The sequence below is a fragment of the Mesorhizobium helmanticense genome (assembly GCF_003034915.1).
GTDB lineage: Bacteria > Pseudomonadota > Alphaproteobacteria > Rhizobiales > Rhizobiaceae > Mesorhizobium > Mesorhizobium helmanticense.
In genome coordinates this window covers 1-14,324 of record NZ_PZJX01000026.1, presented here as the reverse complement: position 1 = coordinate 14,324, position 14,324 = coordinate 1, and the positions used below count along the sequence as shown (strand labels likewise).

Below are 14,324 nucleotides of genomic sequence, written 5' to 3'. Positions count from 1 at the left end.
CCAGTTCCTTGGCTGGCGTATTGCCGATAGGGTTTGCGCAAGCAGCCGGAATTTCAGGAGAGCACCATGCAGGGCGTCACCGTCGTCGACCATCCGCTTGTCCAGCACAAGCTGACCATCATGCGCAAGAAGGAAACCTCGACGGCCGGCTTCCGGCGGCTGCTGCGCGAGATCTCGCTGTTGCTGGGTTACGAGGTCACCCGCAACCTCGAACTGACGACGACCACCATCGAAACGCCGATCGAGACGATGGAAGCGCCGACTCTGGAGGGCAAGAAGCTGGTCTTCGCCTCGGTGCTGCGCGCCGGCAACGGCTTGCTCGAAGGCCTGCTCGACCTGGTGCCGGCGGCGCGCGTCGCCCATATCGGCCTCTACCGCGACCACGAGACGCTGGAGGCGATTGAATATTTCTTCAAGGCGCCGGGCGATCTCGCCGACCGGCTGGTGATCGTCGTCGATCCGATGCTGGCCACCGCCAATTCGGCGATCGCTGCCATCGACAAGCTGAAAGGGCGAGGCGCCACCAACATCCGTTTCCTGTGCCTTCTGGCGGCGCCCGAGGGCATCGAGCGCTTCACCAAGGCGCATCCGGATGTTCCGGTTTTCACCGCCTCGATCGACCGCCAGCTCAACGAAAAGGGCTACATCATGCCCGGCCTCGGCGACGCCGGCGACCGCATGTACGGGACCAAATGATCGAAGCATGGTTCTGGCGCCCGCTGTGGAGTTATCCGCCGGCCGTTTACCTCTTGTTTACGCAAAGGCGCGGTTTCAGCGCCAATTAAAGCGGTAAACACCATACCCGATTAAGGATCGGCGTTCACGAAGGCCGGTCCATGCTGCGCAAGCTTCTCATTCTTGGCGTTTTTGCCGGAACATCGGCGTCCATCCCGATGCTCTATCAATCGAACCCGCACATGCTGGACGGCCTGCTGAAATCGGCGGCCGGGTCCAAGCCGAATGCCGAAGCACCAACGGACCTGAACCTGGCCACCGTCCCCAGCAAGCCGGCGATAGCGCAGCCGCTTGGCCGCAAGGTTGTCGTTGCGGCGGACGCGCGTGGGCATTTCACCTCGACATTCAGGCTCAATGGCCGTCAGGTCGATGGCATGATCGACACCGGCGCGACGTTCGTCGCCCTTAACACCTCGACCGCGCGCCGGATCGGCATTTCGCTGAATGCCTCCGACTTCCGCAACGAAATCAACACCGCCAATGGCACGATCAAAGCTGCATTGGTGACGATCGACCGCCTGCAGATCGGCAAGATCTCAGTCGAAAGCGTCCAGGCGGTCGTGCTCGACGACAAGGCGCTGCGCATCAACCTGATCGGTATGAATTTTCTCCAGCGGCTCGAAAAATACCAGGTCGAGAACGGCGCACTGCTGCTCGTTCAGTAGATCCGGCCGTGCAACAGAATAACTAGCCGCGCGGCAGGATCCGCCGGATCACGGATTTTTCCGCCGCCGGCTTCGAAGGTCCGATTGCATAGGCCGAAAGCACGGTGGCCGCTGCCACTTCGGCATCCGCGATAGTGCGGGCATGGACCAGCGACAGCGCTTCACCGGCCCGCACCTCCGCGCCGACCGGCAGCAGCCTGGTGATGCCGACCGCGTGGTCGATCCTGTCGTCCGGATGCTTGCGGCCGCCGCCGAGGCCCACCACCGCAAGCCCGACATCACGCGTCGCGATACCGATGACAAAACCGTTTCCGGCCGCCTTGACCGCAAGTTCCACCGCCGCCTTCGGCAGGTATTTTTCCGGCTTTTCGACGAAATCGGCCGGACCGCCGAGCGCCGCCACCATGCGCCCGAAGACAGAAGCCGCGCGGCCGCTGGCAAGCGTCTCGGTGGCGCGGCGCATGCCGTCCTGGTTGGACGGCACAAGGCCTGCCGACTGCAGCATGTCCGCGGCCAGCGCCAGCGTTACGTCTTCCAGCCGACGGTCGCGAAAGCGGCCGGTGAGGAAATCGACGGCATTGCGCACTTCGACCGCATTGCCCGCGGCCGACGCCAGCGGCTCGTTCATGCCGGTGACCAGCGCCGAGGCCTTCAGCCCCGCACCGTTGGCGACTTCGACCAGGCTGCTCGCCAGTGCCGTTGCATCGCGCGACTTCTCCATGAAGGCGCCATTGCCGACCTTGACGTCGAGCACCAGCGACTGCAGGCCGGCGGCCAGCTTCTTCGACAGGATCGAGGCGGTGATCAGCGGTACGGATTCGACCGTTCCCGTCACGTCGCGGATCGCATAGAGCCTGCGGTCGGCGGGCGCCAGATGCGCGGTCTGGCCGATAATGGCGCAGCCGGTTTCGAGCACTGCCTTGTGCAAGCGCGCCACATCCGGCTGGCTGACATAACCGGGGATCGCATCCATCTTGTCCAGCGTGCCGCCGGTATGGCCGAGACCCCTGCCCGATATCATCGGCACATAGGCGCCGCAGGCGGCAACGATCGGCGCCAGCATCAGCGAGACATTGTCGCCGACACCGCCGGTCGAATGCTTGTCGGTGACCGGACCGGGCAGGTCCGACCAGTCGAGCACCTCGCCCGAATCGCGCATGGCAAGCGTCAGCGCCACCGTCTCGTCGCGGCTCATGCCGTTGAAGAACACCGCCATGGCGAAGGCTGCCGCCTGGCCCTCCGAAACGCTCCCCGATGTCAGGCCTTCGATGAAACCCGCAATCTCCTGCGGCGACAGTCGCTGGCCGTCACGCTTGCGGCGGATGATTTCCTGGGGAAGCATCAGCTCTCCGGCAATCCGTCCTGGAACACGCGCTGGAGAATGGTCGCCAGCCGCGCGCCGCCGACCGGCGCCATGTCCTTGGTTTCCTGGTGCGAAAGCTCCGCCCCGGTCATCCCTGCGGCAAGGTTGGTGATGACCGAACAGGCGGCCACCCGCAGGCCGAGGAAACGGGCGAGGATGACCTCCGGCACTGTCGACATGCCGACGGCGTTGGCACCCATGACGCGCGCCATGCGGATCTCGGCCGGCGTTTCGAAGCACGGCCCCGAGAACCACATGTAGACGCCCTGGTGCAGCGCGGTGGCCGTCACTGCTGCTGCCTTCTCGATCGCCTTGCGAATGCCGGCATCATAAGCCTCGGTCAGGCCGACGAAACGGCGGTCGCTCGGTTCACCGATCAGCGGATTGGAGCCCGAGAAATTGATGTGGTCGGTGATCAGCATCACCGAACCCGGCCCCATCGCCGGATCGACCGAGCCAGCGGCGTTGGTGAGGATCAGCTTCGATATACCGATGCCGGAAAGCACCTCGAGCGCCGGGCGCATCGCGGCCGCATTGCCATGCTCGTAATAATGTGCGCGGCCGGACAGCATCAGCACCGGCGTTCCGGCGAACAGCCCCGCCACGACCTCGCCGGCATGGCCGCTGACGCCGCTCCTGGGAAAGCCCGGCAAGTCGGCGTAGGAAATGCGCACGGCACCCTCGACCTGATCGACAAGCCCGCCGAGGCCCGAACCGAGCACCAGCGCTGTTGTCGGCGCCAGCCCGTCCAGCCTTTCGACGAGATGATCGAGTGCTTTTTCCGTCATTTCATCCAGTTCTTCATTTCAAGACGTCGCCCTTGAAGCCGTAGGGCAGCATCTCGCCCATCGTCACGGCCTCGACCACACCGCTATTGTCGCAGAGATAAAGTTTGGTTTCGGGCTGGCAGAATTCGGCCAGCCGCTGGCGGCAGCCGCCGCAGGGCGAACATTTGGCCGTGCGCTCGGCAACCACGGCGATCTCGGTGATCTTGCCGCCGCCGCCCATGATGTAATGGCCGAGCGCGGTGGTCTCGGCGCACCAGCCTTCCGGATAGGACGCGATCTCGACATTGGCGCCGGTAAAGACACGGCCGTCCTCGGTGCGCAGTGCCGCCCCCACCGGGAACTTCGAATAGGGCGCATAGGCCTTGGCCATGGCAGCCTTGGCCGCTTCGAACAGATCATGCGACATTCAATTCTTCTCTCCGATGATCTTGTTCAAATCCCGGCGCTTCCTTTCCCCGCGATGCCTATCCGCATTTTCAGGATCAGTTCAGCGTTCCTTGACATAGGGCACGCCGCCGGCGCGTGGCGGGATCGCCTTGCCGATGAAGCCGGCGAGCAGGATCACGGTCAGCACATAGGGCAGCGCCTGCATGAACTGCACCGGCACCTTGCCTATGACAGGCAGCGGCGTGCCCTGCAGGCGGATCGACAGCGCGTCGAGGAAACCGAACAACAGGCAGGCGAACATGGCGTTGACCGGCTTCCACTTGGCGAAGATCAGCGCCGCAAGCGCGATATAGCCCTTGCCGGCGGTCATGTCCTTCACGAAGCCGCCATTCTGCACCATGGACAGATAAGCGCCGGCGATGCCGGTCAGCACGCCGGTGCAGATCAGCGCCCGGTAGCGCAACCAGGCGACGGAAATGCCTGCGGTGTCGACGGCCGCCGGGTTCTCGCCGACCGCGCGCAACCTGAGGCCGAAGCGGGTGCGAAACAGCACCCACCATGTGAACGGCACTATCAGGAAGGCGAGATAGACCAGTATGGAGTGGCCGGAGATCAGTTCCGCATAGATCGGTCCGAGGATCGGTACAGCCCTCAGTGCCTCGGCGCCGGGCCAGTTGATCGCCTCGAAGCGCTCGCCAGGCGCCAGCGCCGGCGTGCGACCGCCTTGGCTGAACCAGGCCTGGCCGAGCATGATGGTGGAGCCGGCGGCGATGAAATTGATTGCCACGCCGGAGACGATCTGATTGCCGCGATGGGTGATCGAGGCAAAGCCGTGGATCATGGCGAAGGCGACCGAGATCAGGATGGCCATGCCGAGGCCGATTAAGGCCGAGTGGAAGACCGAGGCGGCCGCAGCGCCGGCGAAGGCGCCGACCAGCATCTTGCCCTCGAGCCCGATATCGAAGACGCCGGCGCGCTCCGAATAGAGGCCGGCGAGGCAGGCCAGCAGCAGCGGCACCGACAGGCGGATGGTCGAATCCAGTACCTGGATGATGGCGTTGAACAGATCCATCTCAGGCACCCTTCCCCTTGGCCGCTTCGATGCCGACCGATCGCGGACTGAACGAGGCAAACAGCGCCTGGACATAAGGGCGGAACATGTGTTCGAGCGCGCCCGCAAACAGGATGACCAGACCCTGGATGATGACGATCATGTCGCGGGAAATCGCCGGCATCTCGAAGGCGAGCTCGGCGCCGCCCTGGTAGAGCATGCCGAACAGGATCGCAGCGAGCACGATGCCGACCGGATGCAGGCGCCCCATCAGCGCCACCGCGATGCCGACGAAGCCGGCGCCCGAGACGAAATCGAGTGCGACATTGTGCTGGTCGCCCATCGTCGGGTTGAGCGCCATCATGCCGGCCAGCGCGCCCGAGATCATCATGGCGATGATGATGATGCGGGTTTCCGAAATGCCGGCATAGCGCGCCGCTTTCGGACTGTGGCCATAGGTGCGCATCTCATAGCCGAGCCTGGTGCGCCAGATCAGCAGCCAGACCAGGAACGCCATCACCAGCGCCAGCAGGAAGCAGATGTTGAGCGGCGCCGAGCGGATCTTGGCGCCGAACAGCTCGATCACCCAGTTGAGTTTCGGCAATTGCGCGCCGTCGAGAAAGGTTCGCGTCTGCGGCGCCATCGAACTGGGCGGTTTCAGGAACCCGACCAGCGCATAGACCATGACGCTGGCGGCGATGAAATTGAACATGATGGTGGTGATGACGATGTGCGAGCCGCGCTTGGCCTGCAGATAGGCCGGGATCAGCGCCCACAGCGCGCCCATCGCCGCCGAGGCGACGATGGCGATTGGAAAGGTGAGCCACCACGGCAGCACGCTGTCGAACGCCAAGCAGACGATGCCGATGCCGAGGCCGGCAATATAGCCCTGCCCCTCGCCACCGATGTTGAACAGGCCGCAATGCGCCGCGACCGCCACCGAAAGCCCGCTGAAGATGAAGGTGGTGGCGTAGAAAAGCGTGAACGCGATTCCCGATCCTCTGCCGAAGGCGCCTTCGACCAGGATGACGGCCGCGCGGAACGGGTTCTCGCCGACCAGCATGACGACGAAACCGGCGACAATGAAGGCGACAGCGAGATTGATCACCGGGATCAATCCGTAATCGGCCCAGGCCGGCAGCTTGGCGTAAGGCGTGCTCATTCCGCCGCCTCCCGCTGCTCGACGCCAGCCATCAGCAGGCCGAGTTCGCCTTCTGTTGCCTCGGGGCCGCGCTCGCCGACGATACGGCCGGCAAACATCACCAGGATGCGGTCGGACAGCGAACGTATCTCGTCGAGCTCGACCGAGACCACCAGCACCGCCTTGCCCTGGTCACGCATGGCGATCAGGCGCTTGTGGATGAATTCAATGGCGCCGACATCGACGCCGCGCGTCGGCTGGCCGACGATCAGCACGCCCGGATCCTGTTCCATCTCCCGCGCCAGCACGATCTTCTGCTGGTTGCCGCCGGAGAAATTGGCGGTTTTGAGCCGGCAGTCCGCCGGGCGGATGTCGTATTTGGTGATCTTGTCCTTGGCATCGTTGCGGATGGCGTCGATATCGAGGAAAGGCCCCCGGAGATAGCGCTCGTCGTCGTGATAGCCGAGGATCGAATTCTCGTTCTCCTCGAAGGCCAGCACCAGGCCGACATGATGGCGGTCCTCCGGCACATGGGCGAGCCCGCGGTCGCGCAGCTCGCCGGGATCGGCGGCCCCGGTGAGGTCGATCGGCTTGCCATCGAGCATGACGGAACCGGAGACGGCGCGCCTGATGCCGGAGATCGCCTCGAGCAGTTCGGACTGACCGTTGCCGGCCACACCCGCGATACCGACGATCTCGCCGGCACGCAGGTCGAAGGAGATATCGTCGACCATGGTGACGCCGCGCTGGTCCTTCACCGTCAGGTTCTTGACCGCGAGCTTGACGGCGCCGGCCTCCGCCTCGCCCTTCTCGACCCTGAGCAGAACGCGCCGCCCGACCATCAGCTCGGCCAGCTCCCCGACCGTGGTCTCCTTTGTCACCCTGGTCGCCACCATCGTGCCCTGGCGCATGACCGAGACCTTGTCGGTGATCGCCATGATCTCGCGCAGCTTGTGGGTGATCAGCACCACCGTCTTGCCCTGCTCCTTCAACTGCTTGAGGATGCGGAACAGATGGTCGGCCTCGGCCGGCGTCAGCACGCCCGTAGGCTCGTCGAGGATCAGGATTTCGGCGCCGCGATAGAGTGCCTTCAGTATCTCGACGCGCTGCTGCAGGCCGACCGGCAACTCCTCGATGATCGCGTCTGGATCGACCTCAAGCCCATATTCGCGCTCGAGCCGCTCCAGTTCGGAGCGCGCCTTGGCAATGCTCTTCTTCAAGAGCGCATCGCTTTCGGCGCCGAGGATGACGTTTTCCAGCACCGAGAAATTGTCGACGAGCATAAAATGCTGATGCACCATGCCGATGCCGAGCCCGATGGCATCGTTGGGCGTCTTGATCGAGGCAGGCTTGCCACCGACGCGGATCTCACCGCTGTCGGCCTGGTAAAAGCCATAGAGGATCGACATCAGCGTCGACTTGCCGGCGCCGTTCTCGCCGACAATGCCGTGGATGGTGCCGCGCGCGATCTCCAGGTTGATGTCGCGGTTGGCGCGAACGGCGCCAAAACTCTTGTTGATGCCGATCAGCTCGATTGCGGCTTGCGCCATGCAGCCAGTCCCACTGTTATTTTTTTATCGCTTGGTCAAAACGCCTAGCATGACGCCCCGCCCGTGCCAATTGGCCGGAACGGCACCACTCTCGACAAATCCCTGCGCGCTTGTCAATTTCGAACGTGGCCACGGCCTTCACATTCGCTAATGTAGCACGGCACAAGACCCTGAGGATTTTCACATGATCATGCCCGCCGACCGGCTGACGACGCTGGAAATCCGCGCCGCCGAGCAAGAGAAGACCATCGAGGAACTGTCCGGCCAGATCGCCGAGCAATGGAAGGTGATTGAGCGCATGCAGCGCAAACTCGATGCGTTGACCAACCGCTTCCTGGCGCTTGAGGAACAGGCTGCCCCCGACGTGCCGGTGACCAAGCCGCCGCATTGGTAGAGGGGCAACAACGGCCATGACCGACGAAAACGGCCGCATCGCCCACGACAAGGCAAAACCGCCGCCGATCGACAGCTTGCGGCAGCCGCCCCATGGCATCGGCCTGCATGCACTCGGCGGCCGGCGTGGATTTGTCGTCGCCATGGGGCTGATTGCAGCCTTGGCGCTGGGCTATCTGGCGGGGGTATGGTCGGAGGCACTGCCCTGACAGGCAGCAATATTCGAAGGCTGCCATAAAGCAAAACCGCCGGGTTTTCACCCGGCGGCTTCGATCATATCTGCAGTGGCGCGATCAATAGGGGCAGGCGTTGTCCGACATGTAGTCGTGCACTTTGACGGTGCCGGCGATGATGTCGGCCTTGGCCTTCTCGACCGCTGCCTTCATCGCGTCGTCGACCAGCGCCTTGTTGTTGTCGTCCATGGCGTAGTCGACGCCGCCTTCCTTGAGGCCGAGATCGTTGATGCCGGCGGTGAACTTGTCGTTCTTGGCGTCCATGAAGGTGTTGTAGACGGCAACGTCGACGCGCTTGACCATCGAGGTCAGCACCTTGCCCGGCTGCAGGCCGTTCTGGTTGGAATCGACGCCGATGCCGAGCTTGCCGGCGTCTGCCGCTGCCTGCAGCACGCCGACACCGGTGCCGCCCGCTGCCGCATAGACCACGTCGGCACCCTGGTCGATCTGCGTCTTGGCGATTTCGCCGCCCTTGGCCGGATCGTTCCATGCCGCCGGCGTGTCGCCGGTCATGTTCTGGAGGACTTCGGTAGCACCGGCCGCCTTGGCGCCGCCGACAAAGCCGCAGCCGAACCTGCGGATCAGCGGAATGTCCATGCCGCCGATGAAGCCAACCTTCTTCGACTTGGAGGCCATCGCCGCCATCACGCCGACGAGGTAGGACCCTTCCTGCTCCTTGTAGACGAGGGAGCGGACATTGGGCTTGTCGACGACCATGTCGATGATGGCGAATTTGGTGTCGGGAAACTCGGTGGCGATCTTGTCCAGCGCATCCGACCAGGAAAAGCCCGCCATGACGATCGGATTGCGGCCATCCTCGGCGAAGCGGCGCAGCGCCTGCTCGCGCTGGGTGGCGTTGGAGACCTCGAATTCCACATAGGGGATGCCGGTCTCGGTCTTGAACTTTTCGGCGCCATTGTAGGACGCTTCGTTGAACGACTTGTCGAACTTGCCGCCCAGATCATAGAGAATCGCGGGCTGGATGTCCGCGGCGAAGGCCGGAAGAACCATTGCAGCTGCGGCCAGGAGGCCGAGAACGATACGTTTCATGTGATCCACACCCTGTCGGTTATTTTTTCCGTTACGCACCGTCTGCCTGCCCGGTTCTCCGGCACGCATGCGGCATCAGGCAGGAGTGTCTTCCTCCCGCTTGGGGCCAATCTGGCACGGCCCGAAACAAAATTCACGTGGAATTTTGACCTTTTGGAAAAGCGTGGCGCCGCGCATCGGCGCCACCGCTTGTTCGTTTCACCAAATGCATGTCGTTATCCCAAAACTGCGCTGCGGTTTTGGGATAACGACATGCATCCAAGCAAAAGTTTGCTCGTCAACTCAGGCGGAGACGGAAGCCGGAATGGCGCAGGCGACGCCGGTGCCTTGCAGATTGCAATAACCATAGGGGTTCTTCGCCAGATATTGCTGATGGTCTTCCTCGGCGAAGTAGAATTCGGGTGCTGCCGCAATCTCGGTGGTGATCTTGCCGTGATTTGCGCCATGCAGCGAAGCCTCGTAGGCGTCGCGCGAGGCGATCGCCGCCTGGTATTGCGCGTCGCCAAAAGTGTAGATCGCCGAACGATAGGTGGTGCCTACATCGTTGCCCTGGCGCATGCCTTGCGTCGGGTCATGGCTCTCCCAGAACAGCTTCAGCAGTTCCGCATAGGAAACGATCTTCGGGTCGTAAACGACCAGCACGACTTCGGCATGGCCGGTGAGGCCGGTGCAGGTTTCCTGATAGCTGGGGTTGGGGGTGACGCCGCCGGCATAGCCGACCGCCGTGACCCATACGCCCTCGACCTGCCAGAACAGGCGCTCGGCGCCCCAGAAGCAGCCCAGCCCGAACAGCGCCGTCTCCAGCCCCTCGGGATAAGGCCCCTTGAGCGGCCTTTTCGAGACAAAGTGCCTGGATGCCGTCGGGATCGCCTTGGCGCGACCCGGCAACGCTTCGGCAGCCTTCGGCAGATTGAGCTTCTTGTTCAGCACGTCGCTGAGAAAAAACATTAAGCAGTCTCCCTTTCTCTGATTTGGGATTTCTCTTCGTTTAGGGACGCCAGAAGGTCATCAACGTTCATGTCGGGGCAAACCGCCCATTCGGCCGCTCCCGCCTGTAGCCGATCATGTAGAGAATGAGCGCAAGCACCGCGAACACCGCAAAACCTGGCTGGTTGAGCACAAAGGCGATGACGCCGTCCCACAGCAGCGACCCGGCCTTGTCGCGGACGAAGCTTTCGAAGGCGCTTCGCGTATCGGGCGAGACGGCGAGCCAGCTGGTATTGAGCGGGGTCAGCACCAGCGCGGAGGCCGCCACCGACCGTGTCGTGTCGAGCACTGCCATGATGACGGAAACCGAAAGCGCCGCCATCGCCGCGAGACGGAAAAGAAAGCGCAGCATCCAGACCTTCCCTCCCCAGGGACTTTGCCAGACTTGTCTGTTTCGGCCAGATTTGTCTGTTTCGGGCTAAGAGATAGTGCGCGCGCCCCTTGTTCGCAATCGCGACACGCGAAATTGAAGCTTCTGGTCAATCAGCGTTCATGGAGCGACACATCGCGGGCGCGACCTCGGCAGCGCGGCAAAACCACCTTTGCCCGGCAAAGCGAATAGAGCGCCGTTATGGCTTGGCATTCGACGCCGGATCGACTAGATGAGCCCCGCGCCTGTTGCTTTGACGGCTTGGGCGCCAAGGGCACGCCGCTGGTTGACGGCGCCCGCGGTGCGGACATTCCGGGCCGGATTTCAAGGGGAGTTGCATGTCCCCCAACCCGCGCGGCGAAACCGGCCGGTGCGACATGCCAAGACGGAGAGGTGGCCGAGTGGTTGAAGGCGCACGCCTGGAAAGTGTGTTTACGGGAGACCGTAACGCGGGTTCGAATCCCGCTCTCTCCGCCATCATGCTTGAATTCATTGAGTTTTTTGGCCGAATTATCCTGTTGCCATAACCAAGATAAAGCCCGCGCGAGGCGGGCTCTTGTCGTTTTGCGGTGCTGTGCGATCAGGCGGGGATGTAGCCGTCGATCACGTTTCGGCAGACTTTTTTGGTGTGTCCGAAATGGGTCCGCACCTCGGCCGGCCGCATATCCTTCTTATGCAGCACCAGAACGTGAGAGCCGACTGTTTGGGGCTGGACAAGGGTGTACCTTCGATCGACGTGAACAATGTGCCCAAAGCCAAGGCCGTGTTTGCTCTTCTCCGCAATCTTATCCGACCATACAAAATCACCTTTCCTAAACGTCGGTCGTGCCTTCGATACTGTGGATACATCCATTTTGGCTTACCCCCTTTTGGTGTTGCTGCCTTGATCGGATTCGATCACGTGCATACCGTGCGTTGACAACCGAACAGAGTCAAGCGATATTAATCAACATGCACGATATTAATCAACTTACCGGTAGGCAGATAGCAGCGGCAAGGGCACTGCTTGGTCTGAGTCAGACAGAGCTTGCCGAGCAGGCTAGCATCTCAGCCCCTACACTTCGGAGAATGGAAGCGTCGACAGGTCATGCGTCTGGCTATGTGAACAACGTTATCGCAGTCAGGCAGGCATTGGAGTCAGCCGGGATATCATTCCTTGCCGATGGCGAGACGGTCGACGGCGGGCCAGGTGTGAGGCTGCGGCAGGCCGGTTAACTACCTCCCGTGATACCGTGCAGCGGAATCGCGGTTGGCGAGTTCCTCATTATGGAAAATCACCAACACAGATTTTACTGTCATATTGAGGCTGGCGGAACGTGGGGAGTTTGGGACCGCATAGCTAACCAGCCGGCTAGGCTAGGAGGAGGTGATCTCCTCCGTTGCACACCACAGCGAGCAGAGGCTGCCAAAGGCGTCCTGAGCCGAATTTACGACAACGGGTTGGACGCTCTCACTGTCCGCATAGCCGGGATGGGCACTAGCGCTTCACCTTCGGGATAATTTCCTCGATCTGGCCGGTCTTGCCGATCTCTTTCAGCCGCGCCTGACCCATTTTTTGGGCGTTGATCCCTATATTGAATTTGCCACAGGACGGAATTATCATTCTCAATCACCATTTTGTTTCCGGCCCTTGGATGGGAGGTTGCACCATGGACAAGCTGGCTGTTTCGATATCGGCTTTCGATTGCGACGTACTGCGCAGTGCCTTCAAAAATTCCGTCTTTGAAGATAATATTCCCGAGGATGAGTGGCGCGAATACGCGGCGCAGATGATCCGCGATCTTACCGGGGTTGAGACGGTCGATCCTGACTTGGTGGAATGGATCGTGCGACGTAGCCAGAATGCTAGATTGGGCGCATACTCGGCCGATGAAGCCGCCAGTTCCCGCTGATCTCGCCAATGACAACGGCACGCGAGAAGATCACCTAGCAGCCGCGACAATTGCGCTGCACAAGGCGGCTAAAGGCATAGACGCCCCGGCGAAGTTGATAGTGGATGTGTTGCCCGTCACACGTCCTGTGGGGCGCTGCCAGCCATAGGGACGAAGGCCAGCGCCTACGCCTGCATCTCGATAAGATCGCGCGGCTCTAGGGCTTCTTCAGCATTCGGGCTTCTCGCATGAGCGAGGACCAGTTGTACGGCCCAAGAAAGCCGATAAGCTCGCGAGCCTGTGCTTCGGTGATGCCGGTTTCGCTGACCAGACGGCGCATGGCAAGGCCGGTCGCTGTTTCCGGCGCCTTGCCTACATTGTCAACCATGAGTGGATGTCCCTTCCGCGAACGCAACGGGTGCGCCAAAGAATGGTTCCGCTGGCGCTATCCAGCCGTAGGGAAGCGTATTAGATTTCCTACCAAGGACTTCGGAGCCGAAACGTCACGATAAGCGTAGCTGAACGATCGATCAGCCATCCCGACTTCAGTGACGCGCACGCTAGAAAATTCGCCTGACCATATCGTCACCAAGCGGCCAGTTGATTTGGTAGCGGCTCTAAATGGCGACGGCGCTATAATGTCACGAGACGTGCAAACAGTGCTGCCATCTATTTCTTCGACAAAGTACTTTGGCATTCCCCAATCCCCAACCCCGGAATACTGATTACACTAAAACGCTGCGAGATGTTGGATTTTCTTCAGACTTTTTTAACCTCGTTCGACACGACCGAGTGACTACTACCCGCCACTCATCGGCGCCCCATGCGGCCTTTCATAATCAGCAGGCCGACCGTTCAACACGTTGAGCGCCCTGTTCAGATCCCGGTGCAATTGGTCAATCGCGTCCCAATGCGCGCAAAACGGTTTTAGCGATAGCTGCGCACTCCGCAGCTCAAACGTCAGCAGCGAGGCCTGCCGTTCAACCCGCTCGAGGTAATAGGTCGAAATCTCGGCGTGGCGATGGTAACGCGGCATCCTGCCCTCCATTGGAATGAGGAGAGCATGCTAGGAATATATTCAGCCCTAATTATGGCGCGTCGTCCTAAAACCGGAACCGGATCTGCTGACCGCCAGAGGCAGTGAAGTCAAAGCCCGAAGCGCCGTTGTTCTTGATCGTATACTGAACCTCGCCGACCGCCGTACGGAAGCTAATTGCGATATCGGGATTGCCGGATAGCGCCGACGTCAGTCGCTCCAGAATCACGCTATCGGCAGCAACAAGGCCGGTAACTGCCGACGTCTGCAACGACGTAGTAGCGCCCGCGGCAAGCGTGCCAAGCGACGTAAGATCTATCGTGACAGGGGCAAAGGATCCCGCCCCGGCTTGCCGGTAGTTCGATGCGCCTTGCCTTACTTTTCGCACTCGCGGTTCGTCGTCCGACGCGTACTCATAACGCGATGTAGCGCAGACGTCGGATGCGTTGAAGCCGTTAGACACTAGAGAAGCTGGCACCCGTTCCGGTCCAATAAGCGACGGCGCATCATTGGTGCCGCTGATGCTGTGGCGGTACCAGGACTCGAAAGAGTTGTCGCCAATGTTGTGCGAGCCGCCATCGTAGGTCGTGCCGCTATCGGCGTCGGCTGCGAACGAAAACGCATATTCAAGGTTGCTCGCCAGTTCTCGCATGCGGAATGTGTTGCCGCGGACAACCGCGCTGGTCGTACCCGCCAACCGGATC

General features: G+C 61.7%; 19 protein-coding genes and 1 tRNA gene. 7 read left to right on the top strand and 13 right to left on the bottom strand.

Translation table 11 applies throughout. The features are described from left to right. The first annotated feature begins 66 nt into the window (after positions 1–66). Both upp and C9427_RS12585 read left to right on the top strand, forming a co-directional pair. A complete protein-coding gene (upp, locus tag C9427_RS12590) occupies positions 67–696 on the top strand; it encodes a uracil phosphoribosyltransferase (protein ID WP_097573010.1) in 630 nt (209 codons plus the stop codon). 140 nt (positions 697–836) lie between these two features. After that, positions 837–1,400 carry a TIGR02281 family clan AA aspartic protease gene (locus C9427_RS12585; RefSeq protein WP_107649495.1) on the top strand — a complete coding sequence of 188 codons (564 nt, stop codon included), beginning with the start codon at positions 837–839 and terminating at the stop codon, positions 1,398–1,400. Between the two features lie 22 nt (positions 1,401–1,422). Here C9427_RS12585 and deoA read toward each other — a convergent pair whose 3' ends face one another. The 6 genes from deoA to C9427_RS12555 all read right to left on the bottom strand — a co-directional run bounded on the left by deoA (position 1,423) and on the right by C9427_RS12555 (position 7,680). Then, complete coding sequence (gene deoA, locus C9427_RS12580) at positions 1,423–2,742, bottom strand: thymidine phosphorylase (protein WP_107649494.1); 1,320 nt, start codon at positions 2,740–2,742, stop codon at positions 1,423–1,425. Next, positions 2,742–3,551 carry a purine-nucleoside phosphorylase gene (locus C9427_RS12575; protein WP_107649493.1) on the bottom strand — a complete coding sequence of 270 codons (810 nt, stop codon included), beginning with the start codon at positions 3,549–3,551 and terminating at the stop codon, positions 2,742–2,744. Before C9427_RS12575 ends, deoA begins: the two co-directional genes overlap by 1 nt. 13 nt (positions 3,552–3,564) lie before the next feature. Next, entirely contained in the window at positions 3,565–3,957 is a 393-nt protein-coding gene (cdd, locus tag C9427_RS12570) for a cytidine deaminase (RefSeq protein ID WP_107649492.1), read from the bottom strand. A gap of 81 nt (positions 3,958–4,038) precedes the next feature. Further along, positions 4,039–5,010 carry an ABC transporter permease gene (locus C9427_RS12565; protein ID WP_107649491.1) on the bottom strand — a complete coding sequence of 324 codons (972 nt, stop codon included), beginning with the start codon at positions 5,008–5,010 and terminating at the stop codon, positions 4,039–4,041. A gap of 1 nt (position 5,011) precedes the next feature. Further along, complete coding sequence (locus C9427_RS12560) at positions 5,012–6,151, bottom strand: ABC transporter permease (protein WP_107649490.1); 1,140 nt, start codon at positions 6,149–6,151, stop codon at positions 5,012–5,014. Next, a complete protein-coding gene (locus C9427_RS12555) occupies positions 6,148–7,680 on the bottom strand; it encodes an ABC transporter ATP-binding protein (RefSeq protein WP_107649489.1) in 1,533 nt (510 codons plus the stop codon). Before C9427_RS12555 ends, C9427_RS12560 begins: the two co-directional genes overlap by 4 nt. A gap of 187 nt (positions 7,681–7,867) precedes the next feature. On the opposite strand from C9427_RS12555, the gene C9427_RS12550 reads away from it, so the two are divergent. After that, complete coding sequence (locus C9427_RS12550; protein ID WP_208636366.1) at positions 7,868–8,074, top strand: SlyX family protein; 207 nt, start codon at positions 7,868–7,870, stop codon at positions 8,072–8,074. A 16-nt stretch (positions 8,075–8,090) separates the two neighbouring features. Next, positions 8,091–8,282, top strand: a complete 192-nt coding sequence (locus tag C9427_RS12545; RefSeq protein WP_107649487.1) for a hypothetical protein — start codon at positions 8,091–8,093, stop codon at positions 8,280–8,282. Between the two features lie 84 nt (positions 8,283–8,366). Here the strand turns inward: C9427_RS12545 and C9427_RS12540 are convergent, their stop codons facing one another. From C9427_RS12540 to C9427_RS12530, 3 genes are all read right to left on the bottom strand, one after another. Next, positions 8,367–9,356, bottom strand: a complete 990-nt coding sequence (locus C9427_RS12540) for a BMP family lipoprotein (protein ID WP_107649486.1) — start codon at positions 9,354–9,356, stop codon at positions 8,367–8,369. 282 nt (positions 9,357–9,638) lie between these two features. Beyond that, positions 9,639–10,304, bottom strand: a complete 666-nt coding sequence (gene msrA / locus C9427_RS12535) for a peptide-methionine (S)-S-oxide reductase MsrA (RefSeq protein WP_107649485.1) — start codon at positions 10,302–10,304, stop codon at positions 9,639–9,641. Between the two features lie 67 nt (positions 10,305–10,371). Continuing rightward, positions 10,372–10,695, bottom strand: coding sequence for a hypothetical protein (locus C9427_RS12530; protein ID WP_107649484.1), 324 nt, complete (start codon positions 10,693–10,695; stop codon positions 10,372–10,374). A 405-nt stretch (positions 10,696–11,100) separates the two neighbouring features. Here C9427_RS12530 and C9427_RS12525 point away from each other — a divergent pair. Both C9427_RS12525 and C9427_RS35235 read left to right on the top strand, forming a co-directional pair. Further along, positions 11,101–11,190, top strand: a tRNA-Ser gene (locus C9427_RS12525). A 474-nt stretch (positions 11,191–11,664) separates the two neighbouring features. After that, the gene (locus C9427_RS35235) at positions 11,665–11,928 is read left to right on the top strand and encodes a helix-turn-helix domain-containing protein (protein ID WP_107649648.1); all 264 of its coding nucleotides are present in this window, start codon (positions 11,665–11,667) and stop codon (positions 11,926–11,928) included. Between the two features lie 262 nt (positions 11,929–12,190). Here C9427_RS35235 and C9427_RS35230 read toward each other — a convergent pair whose 3' ends face one another. Then, complete coding sequence (locus C9427_RS35230) at positions 12,191–12,316, bottom strand: hypothetical protein (protein ID WP_280954152.1); 126 nt, start codon at positions 12,314–12,316, stop codon at positions 12,191–12,193. A 46-nt stretch (positions 12,317–12,362) separates the two neighbouring features. On the opposite strand from C9427_RS35230, the gene C9427_RS12510 reads away from it, so the two are divergent. Next, positions 12,363–12,605: a hypothetical protein gene (locus tag C9427_RS12510; protein ID WP_107649482.1), complete on the top strand. Its 243-nt coding sequence runs from the start codon at positions 12,363–12,365 to the stop codon at positions 12,603–12,605. A 196-nt stretch (positions 12,606–12,801) separates the two neighbouring features. On the opposite strand, the gene C9427_RS34075 is transcribed toward C9427_RS12510, so the two are convergent. The 3 genes from C9427_RS34075 to C9427_RS34070 all read right to left on the bottom strand — a co-directional run. Next, a complete protein-coding gene (locus C9427_RS34075; protein WP_167434333.1) occupies positions 12,802–12,972 on the bottom strand; it encodes a hypothetical protein in 171 nt (56 codons plus the stop codon). A 411-nt stretch (positions 12,973–13,383) separates the two neighbouring features. Further along, complete coding sequence (locus tag C9427_RS12500; RefSeq protein ID WP_146172533.1) at positions 13,384–13,620, bottom strand: hypothetical protein; 237 nt, start codon at positions 13,618–13,620, stop codon at positions 13,384–13,386. 67 nt (positions 13,621–13,687) lie between these two features. After that, positions 13,688–14,324, bottom strand: a 637-nt coding sequence (locus tag C9427_RS34070; RefSeq protein ID WP_167434332.1) for a hypothetical protein, incomplete at its 5' end; no start/stop codon positions are given.

What these genes read in the sequence shown, in the direction of transcription:
- C9427_RS12500 (WP_146172533.1), bottom strand. Translation starts at nt 13,620, where the DNA reads ATGCCGCGTTACCATCGCCACGCCGAGATTTCGACCTATTACCTCGAG.
- C9427_RS12530 (WP_107649484.1), bottom strand. Translation starts at nt 10,695, where the DNA reads ATGCTGCGCTTTCTTTTCCGTCTCGCGGCGATGGCGGCGCTTTCGGTT.
- cdd (WP_107649492.1), bottom strand. Translation starts at nt 3,957, where the DNA reads ATGTCGCATGATCTGTTCGAAGCGGCCAAGGCTGCCATGGCCAAGGCC.
- C9427_RS12555 (WP_107649489.1), bottom strand. Translation starts at nt 7,680, where the DNA reads ATGGCGCAAGCCGCAATCGAGCTGATCGGCATCAACAAGAGTTTTGGC.
- deoA (WP_107649494.1), bottom strand. Translation starts at nt 2,742, where the DNA reads ATGCTTCCCCAGGAAATCATCCGCCGCAAGCGTGACGGCCAGCGACTG.
- C9427_RS12545 (WP_107649487.1), top strand. Translation starts at nt 8,091, where the DNA reads ATGACCGACGAAAACGGCCGCATCGCCCACGACAAGGCAAAACCGCCG.
- C9427_RS12575 (WP_107649493.1), bottom strand. Translation starts at nt 3,551, where the DNA reads ATGACGGAAAAAGCACTCGATCATCTCGTCGAAAGGCTGGACGGGCTG.
- C9427_RS12565 (WP_107649491.1), bottom strand. Translation starts at nt 5,010, where the DNA reads ATGGATCTGTTCAACGCCATCATCCAGGTACTGGATTCGACCATCCGC.
- C9427_RS12585 (WP_107649495.1), top strand. Translation starts at nt 837, where the DNA reads ATGCTGCGCAAGCTTCTCATTCTTGGCGTTTTTGCCGGAACATCGGCG.
- upp (WP_097573010.1), top strand. Translation starts at nt 67, where the DNA reads ATGCAGGGCGTCACCGTCGTCGACCATCCGCTTGTCCAGCACAAGCTG.
- C9427_RS12560 (WP_107649490.1), bottom strand. Translation starts at nt 6,151, where the DNA reads ATGAGCACGCCTTACGCCAAGCTGCCGGCCTGGGCCGATTACGGATTG.
- C9427_RS35230 (WP_280954152.1), bottom strand. Translation starts at nt 12,316, where the DNA reads ATGATAATTCCGTCCTGTGGCAAATTCAATATAGGGATCAACGCCCAA.
- msrA (WP_107649485.1), bottom strand. Translation starts at nt 10,304, where the DNA reads ATGTTTTTTCTCAGCGACGTGCTGAACAAGAAGCTCAATCTGCCGAAG.
- C9427_RS12510 (WP_107649482.1), top strand. Translation starts at nt 12,363, where the DNA reads ATGGACAAGCTGGCTGTTTCGATATCGGCTTTCGATTGCGACGTACTG.
- C9427_RS34075 (WP_167434333.1), bottom strand. Translation starts at nt 12,972, where the DNA reads ATGGTTGACAATGTAGGCAAGGCGCCGGAAACAGCGACCGGCCTTGCC.
- C9427_RS12540 (WP_107649486.1), bottom strand. Translation starts at nt 9,356, where the DNA reads ATGAAACGTATCGTTCTCGGCCTCCTGGCCGCAGCTGCAATGGTTCTT.
- C9427_RS35235 (WP_107649648.1), top strand. Translation starts at nt 11,665, where the DNA reads ATGCACGATATTAATCAACTTACCGGTAGGCAGATAGCAGCGGCAAGG.